Raw genomic sequence first — 20,124 nt, 5'->3', positions numbered from 1 at the left:
GATTTGTGTTTCCCGCCTGTCACTAACATGTTAGCTAGAAGACATGCAGCAAACCCTCGATTTCTCCCTACAGCCCCACGCCCCGACCCCTGACCGCCAGGCCGCCGGCGAACGCGTTGCCGCGCGCCTCAAAGGCCAGGTCCAGGGCGCCATCCATACCGACCCGCTGATGACCTATGCCTGGAGCGGGGATGCCAGCTCCTACCGGCTGATCCCGGCCGTGGTGGTGTTCGTTAATTCCGAGGACGATGTGCGCGCCGTGTTCAGGGCGGCGCGGGCCGAGGGCCTGCCGGTGACGTTCCGGGCCGCAGGCACTTCGCTGTCGGGCCAGGCCGTGACCGATGGCGTCTTGGCGGTGCTGGGCGATGGCTGGCGCAGGCTGGACATTCACCCGGGCGCCGAACAGGTGACATTGGGACCGGCGATCATTGTGGCCGAGGCCAACCGGGCGCTCAAACCCTTTGACAAGAAGATCGGGCCGGACCCGGCCAGCCAGGCCACCTGCAAGATTGGCGGGGTGGTCAACAATAATTCATCGGGCATGTGCTGCGGGGTGGCGCAGAACACCTATCACACCATGGCGCGCCTGAGGATCGTGCTCACCGATGGCACCATGCTCGATTCGGGCGATGCGGCCAGTTGCGACGCCTTCCGCATCAGCCACGCGGCCATGCTCGAACAGATCCATCAGTTGCACCATGAGGTGATGGACGACGCTGAACTGGTGGACCTGATACGGCACAAATACCGGATCAAGAACACGGTGGGCTATTCGCTCAATGCGCTGGTCGATTATCACGACCCGCTCGAGATCCTGATCCATCTGATGGTGGGCTCGGAAGGCACGCTCGGCTTTGTCTCCGAGGTCACCTACAACACGGTGCCCGAGCATCCGTTCAAGGCCACGGGCCTCGTCCCCTTCCCCGATCCGCAGGCGGCAGGGCGCGCCATTATCGAAATGGCCAATGGCGGGGTGCAGGTGACCACCGGCGTGACGGCAGCCGAATATATCGAGCGCCGGGCGCTGGCGACGGTGGAGCATTTGCCGCCCATGGCCCCGCTGCTGCCCTGGCTGACCGCGGACTCCCCGGCCGTGCTGATCGACGTGACGGCGCCGGACGAGGCGACGCTGCTGGCCGAAATCGCAAGGACCGAAGACCTGCTCAAGCGCCATGGTGCCACCCATATTGATCTCAGCCGCGACGTGCAGCGCAGTGCGGCCTTGTGGGATATCCGCAAGGGGTTCTTCACCTCGGGCGGGGCGGCACGGCCCAAGGGCACCTCGATGCTAACTGAAGACGTGGCCGCACCCATCGAGCGGCTGGCCGAATTCGTGGTCGATATGCGCAACCTGCTCGACAAGCATGGCTATGACGACGCGATCATTTTCGGGCATGCGCTGGCGGGTAATCTGCACTTCCAGATGAGCGACAATTTTGCGGAAAGCGGCGCGGCGGAGAAATTCGACGTGTTCAACCAGGAGCTCTCGCAACTGGTGTCGGTGCGCTATCAAGGCTCGCTCAAGGCCGAGCATGGCACCGGGCGGGCGATTGCCGCCTTTGTGGAAGCGGAATGGGGCGCCAAGGCCTATGGGTTGATGCGCCGAATCAAGGCGATCTTCGACCCGGAAAGACTGCTCAATCCGGGGGTTCTGCTCAATGACGACCCCAAAATCCATATCAAGAACTTGAAGGTCATGCCGCTGAGCGACGAGCTGGTGGACCTTTGCATCGAATGCGGCTTTTGCGAACCGGCCTGTCCCAGCCACCACATGACGCTGACGCCGCGCCAGCGCATTGCAGTGACGCGCGAGAGGGCACGATTGCGCGAAACCGGGGAAGACCCGGCGCGGCTGGCCCGGTTCGAGGCCGATTTCCAATATGCCGGCATGGACACCTGCGCGGCGTGCAATCTGTGTTCGCTGCGCTGCCCGGTGGGCATCGAAACCGGCACGATGATCCTGGGCGAGCGGGCCAGGCGGCGGGGGGATACGGCCCAGTCGGTGGCACGCTTTGCCGCTGACCATCGGGGCGCCGTGGAAACCATGATGCGGGGCGGAGTGGCGGTGGCCGACATGGCCCGCGCGGTCATTCCCGCGCCGGCGGTGGAGGCAGTGACCGACACGGCACGGCGGCTGAGCGGAAAACGCGTGCCCCGCGTGTCCCGTGCATTGCATCGCGGCCCCGGCGCACCCAAGGCGCGGGACAGCCGGCAGGACCCGCGCACGAGCGGCTTTCCGGTGCCGATTGCCCAGAGCGGGCGGCCGAGCGTGGTCTATTTCCCCGCCTGCCCCAGCCGCATGTTCGGCGCACCCAAGACCCAACATGGGCTGCTCGATACGCCGGCGGCGATGATCGCGCTGCTGGAGCGGGCCGGTTATGACGTGATCGTGCCGGAAAAGCTCAATGGCCAATGCTGCGGCCAGCCGTTTCAATCCAAGGGGTTTCCCGAGCAGGCCGCCGAGGTGGGCGGGGCGCTCAGGAGTGAATTGTCGGCCCTGTCGGATGCCGGGCGGCTGCAGGTGGTGACGGACGCCTCGACCTGCGCCAAGCATTTGAAGGAATTTCCGGGCGATTCGACGGTGGCGGATTCGGCACAGTTCCTGGCCCAGCATGTGCTGCCAAAACTGACAATCACCCAAAGGCTGTCGAGCCTTGCCGTGCATCACAATTGTTCGGCCCAGCGGCTGTTCGAGCAGTCATCAACCGAGGCGGTGGCGGCGGCCTGTGCGGAAACCGTCGCCGTGCTCTCATCGATCACCTGCTGCGGCTATGCGGGGGACAAGGGGCTGTTCCTGCCCGAGCTCAACGCGCATGCGACCCGGCGGGTGGGCAATGACATTCCACAGGGGTGCGAGCTGGGCGTCTCGACAGTGTCGACCTGTGCATCGGGGCTGAGCGAGCGGGCCGGCGTGCCGTTTGTGAGCCTGGCGAGCCTGCTGGAATGGGCGAGCCGGTAGGACGCTGGATACGGCCAAAGTCACCCCACCCTCATTCTCTCCCCTGGTGGGGAGGGAAGCGCAAGGTCAGACAAGAATGAGGGGCTTTCTCCACTCACTCCAGCCTTGCCAGGTCGCTTCGCTCCCGGCTCCGCTACCCTCTCCCCTGAAGGGGCAAGGGGACGCAGCGGGGCAGCGCGACGTCACTCCGCCGCCTGTTTTTCGAGGACCGAGCGCTGGTCGGTGATGGCCAGGGGTTCGACGGCCACGATCTGGTCGCGCTTGCGGTGGATGCGCAGGCGTTTGACGCGTCGGCTGTCGGCGGCGAGGACTTCGAACTCGAAACCCTTGATGCCGTTGATCCGCTCACCCCGCTTGGGCACATGGCCAGCCAGATCGAAGACCAGGCCGCCAATGGTATCGACATCCTCGGCGTGATCGCCGGGATCGAAATCGGGGCCAATCATGGCCTGCACGTCTTCGAGTTCGGCGCGGGCATTGGCGACAAAGACATCCTCACCAACCTTGCGGATCAATGCGGCTTCGGTGACGTCGTGTTCGTCCTCGATCTCGCCCACCACGGCTTCGAGCAGGTCTTCAATGGTCACAAGCCCGTCGGTGCCACCATATTCGTCGACCACAATGGCCATATGGGTACGGCTGGCGCGCATGGATTGCAGGAGGTCGGCCGCCGGCATGAAAGTGGGCACGAACATGGCCTTGCGCAAAATGCCCAGCTTGCCGATCTTCTGGCGAAGGGCGGTCGAAAGCAGTTTGACCGGCACATCCTTTTCCGGATCGGTGACCGGTTCGGTGATCTTGCGCAGGGCGTCCTTGATGTGGATAAAGCCGACAATATTGTCGAGCCCATCCTCATAGACCGGCAGGCGCGAATGGCCGACCTGGCGGAAGCGGGCGAGCAGCGTGCCCAGATTGATATCCGAGGGTACCGCCTGAATGTCCGAGCGCTCCACCATGACGTCGTCGATCGACACCTTGGAAAGCTTGAGGACGTTTTGCAGGATCAGCCGCTCGCTCTCCGAGAAGTCGCCGGTTTCGGCGCCACCGGTATCGTCGAGGGCTTCCTGCAGGTCGTCGCGCAGCGAAACCGTGGTCCGGGCCATCAGGCCCTTGATACGGCTCCACAGGCTCGGCCCCCGCGACGCGGCGGGGGCGGGACTAGAAGGAGGTTCGGGGTTTTCGGCCACCCGTAGGGCCCTACTGTCGCTATCGTTCATGCATCTCGCGCCGCACAAGGCGGCTCATTGACTGTCCTAAGAGACCGGAAATGCCCCAGACGATCCGGGGTTCCTGGCACAAGCCTATTCAGCATAGGGATCGTCGATCCCAAGCCCTGCCAATATCTTGGTTTCCAGCCCCTCCATTTGAAGAGCCTCGGCCTCAGAAATATGATCATACCCCAAAATGTGGAGAAATCCATGCACCATAAGGTGGGTGAAGTGATCCTCAAGGCTCTTGTCCAGCTCGGCCGCCTCACGCTCAAGGGTTTCGCGCGCCAGGGTGATGTCCCCCAATAGGCCCATGACGGGCGCAAACGGGTCAATCTGGGGGAAGCTCAAGACATTGGTGGCACTGTCTTTTCCGCGCCATTGGGCATTGAGCTGGCGTTGTTCGGCATCATCGGTGAGCAGGACCGAGATCTCGGCGGCACCTTTTATTTTCGGCCTGGCGCCGGCAAGGGCTGCCAGCACCGCCTTTTCGGCGATGGCATCAAAATGATCGGGCCAGCCATCCGCATTGCGGATGACGGCGATTTCAAGCGGTGGCGAGGCGGTCATCGGCGTGGGGTTCAGCTCCGGGGCGCGGCGCCCAATGTCCGCGCCAGACCCTCGCGGTCCCCGTCCTTTTCGGCGAGGCGGCGCGCGGTGTCAGCCTCATAGGCCCGAACGATGCGCCCGACAAGCGCGTGGCGCACCACGTCCTTGTCGCCAAAGCGGGAGACATGCACGCCTTCCACCCCGTCGAGCAGCTTGACCGCTTCCACCAGACCCGATTTTTCGCCGCGCGGCAGATCGACCTGTGAGGGGTCGCCGGTGACGATCATTTTCGAGTTCTCACCCAGACGGGTCAGGAACATCTTCATCTGCATCGAGGTGGTGTTCTGCGCCTCGTCGAGAATGACCACGGCGTTGGAGAGGGTCCGGCCGCGCATGAAGGCGAGCGGGGCCACTTCAATGATGCCCGAGGTGATGCAACGCTCGACATTTTCGGGCTTCATCATGTCGTAAAGCGCATCGTAAAGCGGGCGCAGATAGGGGTCGACCTTTTCCTTCATGTCGCCGGGCAGGAACCCCAGGCGCTCGCCGGCTTCGACGGCCGGGCGGGAAAGGATGATGCGGTTGATATCGCCCCGTTCGAGCAGCGAGGCGGCATGGGCCACGGCCAGATAGGTCTTGCCGGTACCGGCGGGGCCGGTGCCAAAAACCAGCTCGGCGCGTTCCATGGCGCGCATATAGGCGTCCTGGGCCGGGGTGCGGGCGACAATGGTGGATTTGCGCGTGGCGATCTGGGCCATGCGCACCTTGCCCTTGCGCTCCAGCGTTGGCAGCGTCAACTGGCTGTCCTCGGTCTCGATCATGCGGATGACCGCATCGACATCGGCGATATCCATGCTGCGGCCCTCTTCGAGCCCGGCATAGAGCGATTCAAGCACCCGGCGCGCCTGGTCGACCTTGGAGGCCGCGCCCTTGAGCAGAACATGGTTGCCGCGCGGGGTTGCCGACACGGTCAGACGCTGTTCGATCAAAGCGAGGTTCTGGTCGAAATCGCCATAAAGCTGAGCAGCCAGGCGATTGTCTTCAAAGGCGAGTTCGAGTTGCGATGCGAGGGCGTTATCGGCTGTGGGTGGCAAGTGCCTGCTCAAACTTTCTCGGCTCCCGAAAGGGGCGCCGCGGAGCGCGTCGCCCTGACGAAGACGAGGCTAGGCTGATTTGGGTGCGTTGTCTGTAGCAATATTGTGACGCTTGCGAAGGATCGCAAGACGATTGCGGTTTATACGGAAATCCCGTATATATCTGCAATGACGTCAGACAGGTTCGACCCCGCCAAGGACACGATCAACCTTGCCAAGCATGGCGTGTCCCTGACCTTCGGCGATCGAATTTTCGAGGACGAGAACCACCAGATTATTCCCTCGATCCGCGAAATAGACGGCGAAGAGCGGTTCAAAGTGGTGGGCCTGGTCGGCGGCAAATTGTTTAGCGGGGTCTTCGTCTGGAGAGGCGAACTGCCCCGCTTCATGTCAGTGCGAAGGAGCAATAGGAATGAAGAGCGAAACTATAGTGCTGCCGGCTGATCCCAATGATCCCGAAGACTTCGACGTCACGGCCCAGGGCCTGGAGCGCGGTCAGCGCGCACGCCTGATCCGCATGACACGCACGAGCCTTGGTCTGTCCCAGGCCGAATTTGCCGCCCGCTTCCGCGTGCCGGTCGGTACTTTGCGGGATTGGGAGCAAGCGCGGGCGACCGCACCGGACTTTGCCGTTGCCTATGTAAAAGTGATTGGGCAACATCCCGATATGGTGGCCAAGACCGTGGCGTAGCGGACACCTGGGTCAACTTTCTTGCACCTTGTAGGTCAGTTGCGGCCATCCGTCGCTCGCCAACCATTCGATCACATTCGCCCGAAAGTCCTGCCGGGACACCTGCGCGCCTTTGCGCCACCACCAAGTCACTTCGGCAGTGGGATCGCCAGTGATCGAGGGATAGATGTAGAGACAGCCAAGGTAGTCCCCGGCCGCATTCTCGATAACCCAGGCGAAACTGCGACGCGCCTCAAACTCGCGCTGGTGTCAGGCCAGATCGATAAGGTTTTTCTCCCGGGTCAGCCCATCGGGCCAGTTCGATCCGGGATTGGCGGCCTTGATTTCAGCCGCACTGTCGATAACCGCGCTGAAGTCTCGGTCCAGATCGCTGACCGATAATGCCTTAAGCGTGACCGCGCCCAGCACGTGAGAGGTGGGAATTGCCCGGCCCTTGAACGCAGGATGGGGTCTCATACCAATCGTCAGGCCGCAGAGGCCCGAACCAGCCGCCCGACCAGCGAATTGGTACTCGTCCCGATGATTTCGACCTGGCGGATGGCGCCGATGAGATCGGTGGCGCCTTCCAGATGCACGGCCTGCAGATAGGGCGAGCGCCCGCCGACCTGGCCGGGCATGCGACCGACCCGCTCGACCAGCACCGGCAGGGTCTTGCCGACCATGGAGGCGTGGAAGGCGGTGGTTTGCTGGTTGACCAGTTCCTGCAGGCGATAGAGCCGCTCGGTCTTGATCTCCTCGGGCACCTGGTCGCCCAGATTGGCGCCCGGCGTGCCGGGACGGGTCGAATATTTGAAGGAATAGGCCGAGGCATAACCGGTATCGCGGATGATGGTCAGCGTGTCCTCAAAGTCCTGGTCGGTTTCGCCAGGGAAGCCGACGATGAAATCGCCCGAGAGCGCCATATCGGGACGGGCGGCCTTGATGCGTTCGATCAGGGAGAGATATTCGGCTGCGGTGTGCTTGCGGTTCATGGCCTTCAAGATGCGGTCCGAACCGGACTGCACGGGCAGGTGCAGATAAGGCATCAGAAGCGGCAGGTCGCGATGGGCGGCGATCAGGCCATCATCCATGTCGCGGGGATGGCTGGTGGTGTAGCGCAGGCGCTCCAGCCCGGGAATTTCGGCCAGCAGATAGCACAGCTCGCCCAGGCCGATATCGCGGCCGGCGCCATCAGTGCCATGATAAGCGTTCACATTCTGACCCAGGAGGGTGATTTCCTTGACTCCGGCGTCGACCAGGAGCCGCGCTTCGTCGAGCACCTGGGACACCGGGCGGCTGACTTCGGCGCCGCGGGTATAGGGCACGACGCAGAAGGAGCAGAATTTGTCGCAGCCTTCCTGCACGGTGAGGAAGGCCGTCAGCCCGCGGGCAATGGTGGCTTCCTTTCTGGCCGCCGGCAGGTGGGCAAACTTGTCTTCCTCGGGGAAATCGGTGTCGATGACGGCTTTTTTGAGCGCCGGATGCATGTGGCGCTGGCTTTGCGCCCTGGCCAACATGTCGGGCAGGCGGTGATAGGCCTGTGGGCCGAAGACCAGATCGACGACCGGGGCGCGGCGGGCGATCTCCTCGCCCTCGGCCTGCGCCACGCAACCGGCCACGCCGATCATCATGTCACCACCGGCTGCGCGCTTTTCGCCCTGCAATTCCTTGAGACGGCCCAGCTCGGAGAACACCTTCTCGCTGGCCTTTTCGCGAATATGGCAGGTGTTGAGCAGTACCAGATCGGCCTCGCCGATTTCCTGGGTCGGCATATAGCCGTGCGGGGCCAGGGCATCGGCCATGCGGTCGCTGTCATAGACATTCATCTGACAGCCATAGGTCTTGATGAAGACGCGCTTGGACGCGTTCTGGGGCATGGTTTCAATCTCGCTCATGGCGCGCTGTTTACCAGAGCCGCAATGGAGATGCCATGCCCCTGCAACCAGCGTGTCTTTCGCGTGTTGTACGAGTTCAGAGGAAGGCAAAGACATGGCTGACGACACGCATAGGTCCGAGGATGCCGCCGCCCTGCGCGACGGGCACAAGCCCGGGCCCTCGGCTTCACCGGTGCAGGTGCGCAATGCCGGACCCGAGAACATGGCCGACAAACCCGGAGACTGGGACGAGACCGACGAGGCGGTGGACGAGAGTTTTCCAGCCAGCGATGCAAGCGCCAAGTATTGAGTAACCCGACGCAGTTAGAACTGCGACGCAGGCAAGGAAAGCTGGGGCAGATGAAGGACAGAAGCGTCCAACAGGGGGCGGAGGCGACGCATCGGCGCGGATGGCCGATTGCGGCCTATCTGATTGCACTGGTGCTGGCGATCCTGATCCCGGCGCTGGTCGCGGCGCTGGTGCTGCTCAACAGCACCCATGACGCCCAGCAGCGGGTTCTGGCTGCGCTGACCAATACCACCGTTCAGGCCATGGGCCAGTCGATTGACCGCGAGGTCAATGGCATGGCGACAACGCTGCGGGTGCTTTCAACCAGCCAGTCGCTGGAACAGGGTGATCTGGAGGGCTTTCACGACCGGGCACTGAGTGCCCTGGCCGGCACTGGCTCCTATCTGATTGCGGTCGATGACAGTTTCCAGCAATTGCTCAATACGCGGGTCGAATACGGGGCGGAACTGGGCGGCAGTTCTGACGCGCAGACCGCGCGAAGTGCCATCGAGCGCGGGGTAGCAACGATTTCCCCTTTGTTTTTCGGACAGACCGCACAAACCTACGTGTTCAACGTCTGGCTGCCGGTGAGTGACGTCGAGCCGGTGCGGCTGGTGACCATGACGCAGAACGCCCGCAATCTGGTGCCGGCGCTGCAATCGCGGCAGATGCCAGAGGGGTGGCACGCGGCGCTGGTGGATACCAATAATGCGGTGATTGCCGCGACGGCAGAGTCGGGGCTGGAAATCGGCTCCATCCTGCCCATTCGCCAGAATCTGGACGATGTGCCCGAAGGTGGCTGGGCCCAGGAACAATGGAATGACGAGCGCGTGGTCACCGCAGAGTGGCGCTCGGGCTATACCGGCTGGCGTATCATCGCCTGGGCCTCGGCCGCGCAGGTGCAAAAACCCTTGCAGGATTCGATCCTTCAGCTTGGGTTCTGGGGCGTGATGATCGCGATGCTGGCGTCGGGTGTTGCCGCATTGATTGCCCGGCGTATCGGCGGGTCCGTGCAGGGACTGCGGCTTGATGCGGCAAGGCTGGGACGGGGCGAGGCGGTCTATCCGCGCAGCTATCCGATCGCCGAAATTGCCGAGGTTTCGCAGGCGCTGGCCACGGCGTCCGAACAGCGCCAGACCGCGGACCGGGATATCCGCTTCCTGATGCGCGAATTGGCGCATCGCTCCAAGAACCAGATGGCGGTGATAGCGGCCATGGCCAAGCAAACCGCGCGCGGGGCAAGCGACATTCCAAGCTATGTAGCCGCGCTGGAGCGGCGCATCATGGGACTGGCACGGTCCACTGACCTGCTGCTGGCCCATGGCCGGGCCGGCGTGATGCTGTCGGATCTGGCCGACCAGCAATTGGCGCCGTTCCGGCCGCCCGAGGCGAGCCGGCTCACGCTTGGGGGGCCCGATATCAGGATCAATCCGCAGGGCGCGCAGATTCTGGGCATGGCGCTGCATGAGCTGGCCACCAATGCCACGCGCCATGGTGCCTTTACCGAGCCCGATGGCCGGCTGGAACTGCACTGGAAGACCAATGGCGAGACGCTGAGCATGCGCTGGCGTGAATATCTGGGCCGGGAACTGGTGCTGGGCGAGGGGACGGGCTTTGGCACCGTGGTGTTGCGCACCATGGTGGGTGGCGCCCTGGGCGCACAGGTGGAGCGCGAAATTCACCACGATGGCGTCGAGTGGATCTTTGAAGTGCCCCTGAGTGCGCTGGACCCCGATTTTGCGGCCGAGCGGCCGGACGAGCCGGCCTCGACCGGCTGAACCGGGATGCCGATTGGCCGGCCGGGCGACGCGGCGGGCAGGCGCCAATAAATTCTGGCTTTTGCCCCCCGATTGCCCTATAGCAGCGCCAGCCGGAATCCTGGGCCTTGCGGCCCGGGCCCTGCATGAACACGGCCCCTCCTGGACGACATCCCGGCCGGGGCGACCAACATCCTCACGTTTTGAAAGGATATGCCCGATGTCGATTACTGCTGAACGCAAGACCCAGCTCATTCAGGAATACGCCACCAAGGCCAATGATACCGGCTCGCCGGAGGTTCAGGTTGCGATCCTGTCCGAGCGTATCTCGAACCTGACCGAGCACTTCAAGGGCCACAACAAGGATAACCATTCCCGTCGTGGTCTGCTCAAGCTGGTTTCGACCCGTCGCTCGCTGCTCGACTATCTCAAGCGGATCGACGAAAACCGTTACAAGACGCTGATCGAAAAGCTCGGCCTGCGTCGCTAAGAACGACTGACCGGCGCGGGAGAGGCCTTCCGCGCCGGTTTGCCCTTTTTGCGGGGCATGCCGGATGTTTGCATCTGGCGCCATGGGCCGGCGCCGCCGGGGCATGGCAGGATTATCAGCTTCTTCCGCTGTTGGAGAAGCTCATTGTCTTGTCCATGTTCTGTCCGCGCCAGAGATGAAACCGTGCCTGATTTTGAGCCGGTGGCGCACATGGGGTGCGACATCGGTGCGGGCACACCGGCAGCGTTCGTGGAATCTTGCCCAGTTCCGCGTTCCCGCGCTCCGGCAGAATGGAAAGACGATACAGACATGTCGATCAAGTTTGATCACCACAAGGTTGAGCTCAACTGGGGCGGTCAGCCTCTGACGCTCGAAACCGGCAAGATGGCCCGCCAGGCCGATGGCGCCGTGCTCGCCACGCTGGGCGAAACCGTCGTGCTCGCCACCGTTGTCAGCGCCAAGTCGCCCAAGGCGGGCATCGACTTCTTCCCGCTGACCGTGAACTACCAGGAAAAATACTTTGCCGCCGGCAAGATCCCGGGTGGCTATTTCAAGCGCGAAGGCCGTCCGACTGAAAACGAAACCCTGGTTTCGCGTCTCATCGACCGCCCGATCCGCCCGCTGTTTCCCGATGGCTACAAGAACGAGACCCAGGTGGTCGTCACCGTGCTGCAGCATGATCTGGAAAACAATCCGGACGTGCTGGCCATGGTCGCGGCTTCGGCTGCGCTGACCATTTCGGGCGTGCCCTTCATGGGCCCGATCGGCGCGGCCCGCGTCGGTTACGTGGACGGCGAATATGTGCTCAACCTGCCGGTCGACCGCCGCTCGGACTCGAAGCTCGACCTGGTCATGGCCGGCACTGCCGACGCCGTGCTGATGGTTGAATCGGAAGCCCATGAGCTTTCCGAAGAGGTGATGCTGGGCGCCGTGATGTTCGGCCATGCCGAGAGCCGCAAGGTGATCGACGCCATCATCCAGCTCGCCGAACTGGCTGCCAAGGACGCCCGCGATTTCGAACCCGAGGACAATTCGGCGCTGGAAGCCGAAATGCTCGGTTTCATCGAGACCGAATTGCGCGACGCCTACAAGCTGACCAAGAAGGAAGAGCGCTACGCCGCCGTCGACGCCGCCAAGGCCAAGGTCAAGGAAAAGTTTGCCGCCCAGATCGAAGACGGTACCTATGCCGCCGAGACCATTGGCGCGGTGTTCAAGTCGCTGCAGGCCAAGGTGGTGCGCTGGAACGTGCTGGACACGGGCCTGCGCATTGATGGCCGCGACCTGACCACGGTCCGCCCGATCGTGTCGGAAGTGGGCGTGCTGCCGCGCACCCATGGCTCGGCGATCTTTACCCGTGGCGAAACACAGGCGCTGGTCGTTGCCACGCTGGGCACTGCCGATGACGAACAGTTCATCGACAGCCTGGAAGGCACCTACAAGCAGAACTTCCTGCTGCACTACAACTTCCCGCCCTACTCGGTTGGTGAAGCCGGCCGCATGGGTTCGCCCGGCCGCCGCGAAATCGGTCACGGCAAGCTCGCCTGGCGCGCCATCAACCCGATCCGCCCCTCGATCGAGGAATTCCCCTATACGTTGCGCGTGGTCTCGGAAATCACCGAGTCCAACGGCTCGAGCTCGATGGCAACCGTATGCGGCACCTCGCTGGCGCTGATGGATGCCGGCGTGCCGATGAAGCGCCCGGTGGCCGGCATTGCCATGGGCCTGATCCTGGAAGGCGAGAAATACGCCGTGCTCAGCGATATCCTGGGTGACGAAGATCACCTGGGCGACATGGACTTCAAGGTGGCTGGCACCGAAGAGGGTGTCACCTCGCTGCAGATGGACATCAAGATCGCCGGTATCACCGAAGAGATCATGAAGATCGCCCTGGCCCAGGCCAAGGAAGGCCGCATCCACATTCTGGGTGAAATGGCCAAGGCCCTGGCCGAGAGCCGCGGTGAAGTGGGCGAGTTCGCCCCGCGCATCGAGACCCTCAAGATCCCGACCGACAAGATCCGTGAAGTGATCGGCACCGGCGGCAAGGTGATCCGCGAGATCGTGGAAAAGACCGGCGCCAAGATCAATATCGAAGACGACGGCACCGTGAAGGTCTCGTCCTCGGACGGCTCGCAGATCGATGCCGCCATCAAGTGGATCAAGTCGATCACCGATGAGCCCGAAGTCAACGCCATCTATCAGGGTACAGTCGTCAAGACCGCTGATTTCGGCGCCTTCGTGAACTTCTTCGGGGCCAAGGACGGCCTGGTGCACATCTCCCAGCTCGCCGACCAGCGCGTGGCCAAGACCACCGATGTGGTCAAGGAAGGCGACAAGGTCTGGGTCAAGCTGCTCGGCTTTGACGAGCGCGGCAAGGTGCGCCTGTCGATGAAGGTCGTTGACCAGGAAACCGGCAAGGAAATCGCCAAGGAAGATGCAGCCGAATAAGGCGCGTTTCCAGGAAGCGAAAGCAGGAAAGGCCGGGCATGTGCCCGGCCTTTTCGTTTGGCTCAACGATGTCGTGGCATTCCTGCAACATCGGCCCCTCCATCACATTGCAGCGAGGAACTGCCGTATTGGCGCCACGTTAAGGCCATCAAGCGTTACTCATAAGCGTGACGCGCATGACGTCCGCTTGTCCCCGTCTGCTCCGAGGTAGTTGTTTTGATTTCCCGCCGCCTGTTCCTGCTCGGCCTTTCGGCCACTGCCCTTTCGGCCTGTTCCACCACCCGCCAGCCTGTGGTGCAGGAGCCGGTGATCGATCCCTATTACCAGCGCATGTATGGCCCCGTCATGGGCGAGCCCTATATGGTGGCCGCCATGGATCTGCGCCGCGTCGACCCCAAATGGTGGCGTCAGGAAGTGCCCTATTACACCTCTGAGCGACCCGGCACGCTGGTGGTGGATACCCCGGCGCATTACCTCTACCTCGTGATGGAAAACAACCGCGCCCTGCGCTACGGCATCGGTGTGGGCAAGGACGAGGCCCTGGTGTTCCGCGGCGAGGCCACGATTGGCCGCAAGGCGCAATGGCCGCGCTGGACGCCGACCAAATCGATGATTGCCCGTGAACCCGACCGCTACGGGCCCTATGCCAATGGCATGGAGCCCGGCCCGGAAAACCCGCTGGGGCCGCGTGCGCTTTATCTGTACAAGAATGGCCGCGACACCTTGTTCCGTATCCACGGCACCACCGAGCCCTATACCATCGGCACCAATGTCTCCTCGGGCTGCATCCGGCTGATGAACCAGGACATTATCGATCTCTACGCGCGTGTGCCGGTCGGCGCCCGCGTGACCGTGATCAATGCGCCAGCCGGCGCTGGCCCGGTCGCCACGCCGGGTTTCATCCCCGTGGTGTGACCGACCCCAGTTTCAGGAATTGCCGGCGGCGGACCCCCACCGTAGTCACCCGCTTCCGGCAACACCAAGGCCCGCTCTCCAGTAATGGAGGCGGGCCTTTTGCTTGCCGCAAAGACGGCTAGGCTGAGTTTGACATCGGGCGTGGGGGAAAGCGTGTTCGTTCTGCTCAACGGGTCCTTCGGGATCGGCAAGACCACGACGGCCAAGGCGCTGGTACGGGCACTCCAGGGTGCTGCGATCTCTGATCCGGAGGATGTCGGCTATGTGCTGCGCCGCCTACCGGCCTGGATGCTTGGCCTGCGCCAGCAGCCGGACGACTATCAGGATTTGGCCCTGTGGCGGCGGCTGATGGTCTATCAGGCGCGATTGGTTCATTTGCGCGCCAGAACCGTCATCGTGCCGATGACCTTCACCAATCTCGACTATCTCGATGGCTTTGCAAGCGCGCTGGGTCAGACGGCGCCGGTCAAGCGTATCTGCCTGGTGGCGCCGTTGGAGGTGATCCACGCCCGGCTCGAGCATCGCGCCAGTGCCGAGGGCAGAGCGGGCCTGACCGCGTTCGAACGGCGGCGCTCGGCTGAGTGCAGTTCAGCCCATGCCGACCCGGCCTTTGGCGCGAGGGCGGATGCAACAGGGTCGCGGAAGCAGATCATTGCCGACGTTCTGGCACTTATCGGTCGATAGAGGGTGCATCATCGACGGCCTGGCCAGCGCAACAAAAAGGGCGCGGATTGCTCCGCGCCCCTGTCAATTTCCCGACTGACGAAAAGTCTACAGCGTGCGCTGGACGGTCTCGACGCGGAAGCATTCGATGACGTCGCCCTGGCGGATGTCTTCGTAGTTCTCGAAGGCCATGCCGCATTCCTGGCCGGTCTGGACCTCCTTGACCTCATCCTTGAAGCGCTTGAGCGTCTTGAGCTTGCCTTCGTGGATGACCACGTCGTCGCGCAGCAGACGCACACCGGCGCCACGCTCGACGATGCCTTCGGTGACCTGACAGCCGGCGACCTTGCCCACCTTGGTGATCTGGAAGACCTCCAGGATCTTGGCATAGCCGATGAAGGTTTCGCGGCGTTCGGGCGAAAGCAGACCGCTCATCGCGCTCTTCACGTCATCCACCAGGTCGTAGATGATGTTGTAATAGCGGATTTCGATGCCTTCACGGGTCGCCAGTTCCTGGGCCTGCTTATTGGCACGCACGTTGAACGCAATAATGACCGCCTTGGAGGCCGTGGCCAAGGTCACGTCGGATTCGGTGATGCCGCCCACGCCCTGATGCAGGATCTGCGCCGACACTTCATCGGTGCCCAGCTTGTCCAGGCTTGCCACGATGGCTTCGACCGAGCCCTGCACGTCACCCTTGATGATGAGCGGGAACTTGGCGATGCCCGAGGCCTTGAGCTGGTTCATCATCTGCTCGAGGCTGGTAGCGCCGCCGCCAGCGGTCTTTTCGCGAATGGCACGCTGGCGATATTCGGTGACCTCGCGGGCACGGGCTTCGCTCTCGACCACCGAGAAGCGGTCGCCGGCGCTGGGCACCCCGTTGAAGCCGAGCACTTCCACCGGCACGGAGGGGCCAGCTTCCTTGACCTGCTCGCCCTTGTCGTTGATCAGCGCGCGGACACGGGCCATTTCTGTGCCGGCCACAACAATGTCGCCAACCTTGAGCATGCCGCGCTGGATCAGCACGGTGGCCACGGCGCCACGGCCGCGATCGAGCTTGGCTTCAATGACCAGACCTTCGGCGCGGCCATCATGAGGCGCCTTGAGCTCCAGCACTTCGGCCTGCAGCAGGATGGTTTCGAGCAGCTTGTCGAGACCCTCGCCGGATTTGGCCGAGACTTCCACGTCCAGCACATCGCCGCCCATGGATTCAACGAACACTTCGTGCTGCAGCAGTTCGGTGCGGACCCGCTGCGGATTGGCTTCGGGCTTGTCCATCTTGTTGATGGCCACGATGATCGGAACCCCGGCCGCCTTGGCGTGCTTGATGGATTCAATGGTCTGGGGCATGACGCCGTCATCGGCGGCCACCACCAGAACCGCAATATCGGTCGCCTGGGCACCGCGGGCACGCATGGCGGTGAACGCCTCGTGGCCCGGGGTGTCGAGGAAAGTGACCTTGTTGCCGTTCTTGTCGACCTGATAGGCGCCGATATGCTGGGTGATGCCACCGGCCTCGCCCGAAACCACATTGGCTTCGCGGATGGCGTCGAGCAGGCTGGTCTTGCCGTGGTCGACGTGACCCATGATGGTGACGACCGGAGCACGGTTGGCCAGGTCCTCGGCCTTGTCGTCGGAGGGCAGGTCGAACAGACCTTCCTCGACGTCGGCCTCGGACACGCGCTTGACGGTGTGGCCCAGTTCGGTGGCGATCAACTCGGCGGTATCAGCGTCGATCACATCGGTGATCTTGGCCATTTCACCCTGCTGCATCAGCATCTTGATGACAGTGACGGAGCGTTCGGCCATGCGGTTGGCGAGTTCGCCAACGGTGATGGCCTCGGGGATGATGACCTCGCGGCTGAGCTTGGGCGCATCCTGCTGGTTGCGGCCCATCTTCTTGTCGCGGCGCCGACGCATGGCGGCCAGCGAAGGACCGCGATCCCGATCACTCTCGGTGGTGGCGCTGGCAACCGTCAGGCGGCCACGCGAAGAATTGTCACCTGCCCCCCGGCGCGACGGACGCTCGGGCTGGGCGCGCGAAGCGCGGCGGGCATTCTCGATTTCGGCCTGGGTGGTGGGACGCTGCTGGGGCGCACCGGTGCGGGTGCGGCGGCCATCCGCCTCGCTGGGCGGCGCCGGGGGCACATTGCCGATGGGCGCCATGCCGGCACCAGCCGGACGCGCCCCACCTGGGCGGGCCGCGCCAGTCCCTGCGGGGCGGCGTTCACCTGCCGGACGGGCACCACGTTCACCGTCAGCCGGCCGGCCGGCCGGGCGTTCGGTGCGCTGCGGACGCGGCGGCTGGCCGGGACGGCCGGCCACGGTACGGACCGTGGAGGGGCCAGGATTGCGCTGGCTGGCCGGCACGAATTCCTCGCGCGGCTGCTCGGGCTCCGGACGCGTCGAGGCGGCGGCCTCTTCGGCGCGGCGCGCCTCTTCGGCCTGGCGGCGCTCTTCTTCGGCGCGCGCGGCTTCCTCACGAATCTGCCGGCGGCGATTGTCCTCTTCAATGCGGCGCGCTTCTTCGGCAGCGAAACGCTCCTTGTCCTCGGCCTGACGGGCACCGGCCATGGCCAGCGCCTGGCGGCGGGCTTCGGCCTCGGCCGCGCTCAGGCCAAGAGGGGCGCGATTCTGCTGCTGCATCGGCCGGCCCTGGGGGCGACCGCCCTGGCCGCCGGGCGCACCGGATCGGCCGCCGCCGCCCATGCCAGGCTGCCCGCCGGGCTTGGGCACCACGCGGGTGCGTTTTTCCACGACCACGGTCGAGCGCGAAGGCCCACGCGACGTCCCGCCGGGGCGATTGCCCAGCCCGGCGCCGCCCTTGAGGGTCAGAGTCTTCTTGGCGCCAGTGTCGTCGGAACGCTTGTCGTCGTTATCAGCCATACTACCTATCGTCTTTCGTCCTGTTCCGCGGGCAAAAGCACACCGGACGACGCGATGCGGTCGGTGTGTTCTTCCAGCGTTGGGGCGATGTAGCGGGCCAGTCTATTGGCCTTGTCCACCGCCGATTGGGCTGCCGCCCCTCTTGTGAGGGCAGCATGTATCACATTTTCGAGCCCAAGTGCCAAACCCATTTGCGCACTTGAGAGCGATTCGAAATGCGGCACGTCCGGACCGGTCAGTCCGGCCTCGCGCTTCGCATGGTTGAGGGCCCTGAGGGTCCCCAGCATCTTGTTGCGGCCATCCTCGGCGGCGTCGCTGGCGGTCAGCAGCGCAATGGCCTCGCCCGATTGCAGGACGCCCTTGACCTTGGTTGCTCCCGTGACGAACTGGCCGGCCTTGCGGGCCATGCCCAGAGCCGAAAGCAAACGCTGTTCGAGCCGCAGCCGGGTCAGATCGGCCAGATCGTCGGCCACGCTGACCTGCGCCTTGAGGCTGCGTGAGAAGGCCTTTTTTCTGACGGCTTCGGCCACTGCCGCATGCGACAGCGTGATCCACACACCACGACCTTCGGCGCGCGCCTCGACATCGGGCACGATCTCCCCGTCGGGGCTGAGAACAAAACGCACCAGCGCCTCGACCGGCATTTCTGCCCGGGTCAAGGCACAGGTTCTAACCATTTCTGCGCTCCGGGCCAAGGCCGGGTGCTCCCAAAGGGGCGGTCGTCAGACCGCCGCCTCCTCGGAATAGCCTTCGCCGTCACCTTCGACAGCGAGGTCTTCTTCAGTGATCCAGCCGGCCTTGACGCGGGCCTGCATGATCATGTCCTCGGCTTCCTCCCGCGATACGGGGAAGTCCTTGAAGGTGCCTTCAAAGCGCTTGGTTTCACCATCCTTGCGTTCGGTCCAGCCGATCAGGTCGTCGGCGGCACAGCCGGCGAAGTCCTCGATCGTCTTGATCTCTTCCTGACCCAAGGCCACCAGCATGGCAGCATTGAGACCGGCGATCTCGTAAAGTTCGTCCTCGACACCCAGCGCCTTGCGCTCGGCATCGAATTTCGCCTCGATCTCGGCCAGATATTCGGCGGCGCGGTTCTGGATCTCGGAGGCGGTTTCCTCGTCAAACCCCTCAATCGAGGCGATTTCCTCGGGTTCGATATAGGCCAGTTCCTCAACGGAGGAGAAGCCTTCGGAAGCCAGAAGTTGGGCAACCATCTCGTCAACGTCAAGGGCCTGCATGAACAGGGTCGAGCGTTCGGTAAATTCCTTCTGGCGCCGTTCGCTTTCTTCCTGCTCGGTCAGGATGTCGATATCCCAGCCGATGAGCTGGGAGGCCAGGCGCACATTCTGGCCGCGCCGGCCGATGGCCAGCGAGAGCTGTTCGTCAGGCACCACAACTTCGATGCGCTCGGCCTGCTCGTCCAGCACCACCTTGGCCACTTCAGCCGGCTGCAGCGCGGACACCACCAGATCGGCAATCGAATCGGTCCAGGGGATGATGTCGATCTTTTCGCCCTGCAGTTCGGCGACAACCGCCTGCACGCGGGAGCCGCGCATACCCACGCAAGCGCCGACCGGATCAATCGAGCTGTCATTGGAGGTCACGGCAATCTTGGCGCGCGAACCCGGGTCACGGGCAATCGAGCGGATGGTGATGACACCATCATAGATTTCCGGCACTTCCTGCATGAACAGCTTGGCCATGAACTGGGGATGGGTGCGCGAGAGGAAAATCTGCGGGCCGCGCTGTTCGCGGCGGACGTCGTAAATATAGGCGCGCACGCGGTCGCCATAGCGGAACATTTCGCGCGGGATCAATTCGTCGCGACGGATGATGGCTTCGCCGCGCCCAAGGTCGACGATCACATTGCCGTATTCGACGCGCTTGACCGAGCCATTGACCACTTCGCCGACGCGATTGGTATATTCCTCGAACATCCGGTCGCGCTCGGCGTCGCGCACTTTCTGCACGATGACCTGCTTGGCCGACTGGGCGGCGATACGCCCGAATTCCATGGGCGGGAGCGGTTCGGTGAGGAAATCGCCAACCTTGGCGGTCGGATTTTTCACCTGGGCGAATTTGAGCGTGACCTGGCGGGACGGCTCCTCGACCTCATCGACGATTTCGAGCAGGCGCCACATGCGGGTCTCGCCCGAGCGCGGATTGATCTCGACCTTGATTTCGGTCTCGGCGCCATAGCGGCCCTTGGCGGCCTTTTCCATGGCATCCTGCATCGCCTCGATCACCACCATGCGGTCGATGGATTTTTCGCGGGCAACCGCATCGGCAATCTGCAACAGCTCAAGGCGATTCGCGCTAACGGCCATT

The 20,124-nt window shown here is 63.5% G+C and carries 17 protein-coding genes; 9 read left to right on the top strand and 8 right to left on the bottom strand.

The annotated features are described in order from the left end of the window. The first annotated feature begins 43 nt into the window (after positions 1-43). Positions 44-2,959: an FAD-binding and (Fe-S)-binding domain-containing protein gene (locus DDE76_RS13000; protein ID WP_104892546.1), complete on the top strand. Its 2,916-nt coding sequence runs from the start codon at positions 44-46 to the stop codon at positions 2,957-2,959. 182 nt (positions 2,960-3,141) lie between these two features. Here DDE76_RS13000 and DDE76_RS12995 read toward each other — a convergent pair whose 3' ends face one another. The 3 genes from DDE76_RS12995 to DDE76_RS12985 form a co-directional block, all read right to left on the bottom strand. Continuing rightward, positions 3,142-4,062: a hemolysin family protein gene (locus DDE76_RS12995; RefSeq protein ID WP_104892547.1), complete on the bottom strand. Its 921-nt coding sequence runs from the start codon at positions 4,060-4,062 to the stop codon at positions 3,142-3,144. 198 nt (positions 4,063-4,260) lie between these two features. Next, on the bottom strand, positions 4,261-4,737 hold the full coding sequence (gene ybeY / locus DDE76_RS12990; protein WP_104892548.1) for an rRNA maturation RNase YbeY: 477 nt from the start codon (positions 4,735-4,737) through the stop codon (positions 4,261-4,263). A gap of 11 nt (positions 4,738-4,748) precedes the next feature. Continuing rightward, positions 4,749-5,810 carry a PhoH family protein gene (locus DDE76_RS12985; RefSeq protein ID WP_245891907.1) on the bottom strand — a complete coding sequence of 354 codons (1,062 nt, stop codon included), beginning with the start codon at positions 5,808-5,810 and terminating at the stop codon, positions 4,749-4,751. Positions 5,811-5,915: 105 nt separating this feature from the next. Between DDE76_RS12985 and DDE76_RS12980 the strand changes: the two genes are divergently transcribed. Further along, positions 5,916-6,254, top strand: a complete 339-nt coding sequence (locus DDE76_RS12980; protein ID WP_245891906.1) for a BrnT family toxin — start codon at positions 5,916-5,918, stop codon at positions 6,252-6,254. Then, entirely contained in the window at positions 6,223-6,501 is a 279-nt protein-coding gene (locus tag DDE76_RS12975; protein ID WP_104892550.1) for a helix-turn-helix domain-containing protein, read from the top strand. The genes DDE76_RS12980 and DDE76_RS12975 overlap by 32 nt, the downstream gene beginning before the upstream one ends. Positions 6,502-6,750: 249 nt before the next feature. Here the strand turns inward: DDE76_RS12975 and DDE76_RS19570 are convergent, their stop codons facing one another. After that, positions 6,751-6,957, bottom strand: coding sequence for a hypothetical protein (locus DDE76_RS19570; RefSeq protein WP_157955793.1), 207 nt, complete (start codon positions 6,955-6,957; stop codon positions 6,751-6,753). A gap of 8 nt (positions 6,958-6,965) precedes the next feature. Beyond that, positions 6,966-8,375 carry a tRNA (N6-isopentenyl adenosine(37)-C2)-methylthiotransferase MiaB gene (gene miaB / locus DDE76_RS12970; RefSeq protein WP_104892551.1) on the bottom strand — a complete coding sequence of 470 codons (1,410 nt, stop codon included), beginning with the start codon at positions 8,373-8,375 and terminating at the stop codon, positions 6,966-6,968. A gap of 94 nt (positions 8,376-8,469) precedes the next feature. Here miaB and DDE76_RS12965 point away from each other — a divergent pair, with 94 nt between their 5' ends. The 6 genes from DDE76_RS12965 to DDE76_RS12940 all read left to right on the top strand — a co-directional run bounded on the left by DDE76_RS12965 (position 8,470) and on the right by DDE76_RS12940 (position 14,934). Next, entirely contained in the window at positions 8,470-8,664 is a 195-nt protein-coding gene (locus DDE76_RS12965; RefSeq protein WP_104892552.1) for a hypothetical protein, read from the top strand. Positions 8,665-8,714: 50 nt separating this feature from the next. Then, positions 8,715-10,421 (top strand): sensor histidine kinase, encoded by a 1,707-nt coding sequence (locus DDE76_RS12960; protein WP_104892553.1) that lies wholly within the window; start codon positions 8,715-8,717, stop codon positions 10,419-10,421. A 97-nt stretch (positions 10,422-10,518) separates the two neighbouring features. Further along, positions 10,519-10,890 carry a 30S ribosomal protein S15 gene (gene rpsO / locus DDE76_RS12955; protein ID WP_425430630.1) on the top strand — a complete coding sequence of 124 codons (372 nt, stop codon included), beginning with the start codon at positions 10,519-10,521 and terminating at the stop codon, positions 10,888-10,890. Positions 10,891-11,199: 309 nt separating this feature from the next. Further along, positions 11,200-13,335 carry a polyribonucleotide nucleotidyltransferase gene (gene pnp / locus DDE76_RS12950; RefSeq protein WP_104892554.1) on the top strand — a complete coding sequence of 712 codons (2,136 nt, stop codon included), beginning with the start codon at positions 11,200-11,202 and terminating at the stop codon, positions 13,333-13,335. Positions 13,336-13,551: 216 nt separating this feature from the next. Next, positions 13,552-14,250 (top strand): L,D-transpeptidase, encoded by a 699-nt coding sequence (locus tag DDE76_RS12945; protein WP_104892555.1) that lies wholly within the window; start codon positions 13,552-13,554, stop codon positions 14,248-14,250. Positions 14,251-14,403: 153 nt separating this feature from the next. Next, positions 14,404-14,934 carry an AAA family ATPase gene (locus DDE76_RS12940; protein ID WP_157955792.1) on the top strand — a complete coding sequence of 177 codons (531 nt, stop codon included), beginning with the start codon at positions 14,404-14,406 and terminating at the stop codon, positions 14,932-14,934. A gap of 87 nt (positions 14,935-15,021) precedes the next feature. Here DDE76_RS12940 and infB read toward each other — a convergent pair whose 3' ends face one another. The 3 genes from infB to nusA form a co-directional block, all read right to left on the bottom strand. Beyond that, the gene (gene infB, locus DDE76_RS12935; RefSeq protein WP_425430629.1) at positions 15,022-17,622 is read right to left on the bottom strand and encodes a translation initiation factor IF-2; all 2,601 of its coding nucleotides are present in this window, start codon (positions 17,620-17,622) and stop codon (positions 15,022-15,024) included. A gap of 182 nt (positions 17,623-17,804) precedes the next feature. Further along, positions 17,805-18,476: an RNA-binding protein gene (locus DDE76_RS12930; protein WP_104892558.1), complete on the bottom strand. Its 672-nt coding sequence runs from the start codon at positions 18,474-18,476 to the stop codon at positions 17,805-17,807. Positions 18,477-18,521: 45 nt separating this feature from the next. Next, positions 18,522-20,123: a transcription termination factor NusA gene (nusA, locus tag DDE76_RS12925; RefSeq protein ID WP_104892559.1), complete on the bottom strand. Its 1,602-nt coding sequence runs from the start codon at positions 20,121-20,123 to the stop codon at positions 18,522-18,524. Position 20,124: the final 1 nt, after the last annotated feature.

This window comes from Devosia indica, assembly GCF_003056405.1.
Taxonomy (GTDB): Bacteria; Pseudomonadota; Alphaproteobacteria; order Rhizobiales; family Devosiaceae; genus Devosia; species Devosia indica.
This window is presented reverse-complemented; position numbering and strand designations above follow the sequence as displayed.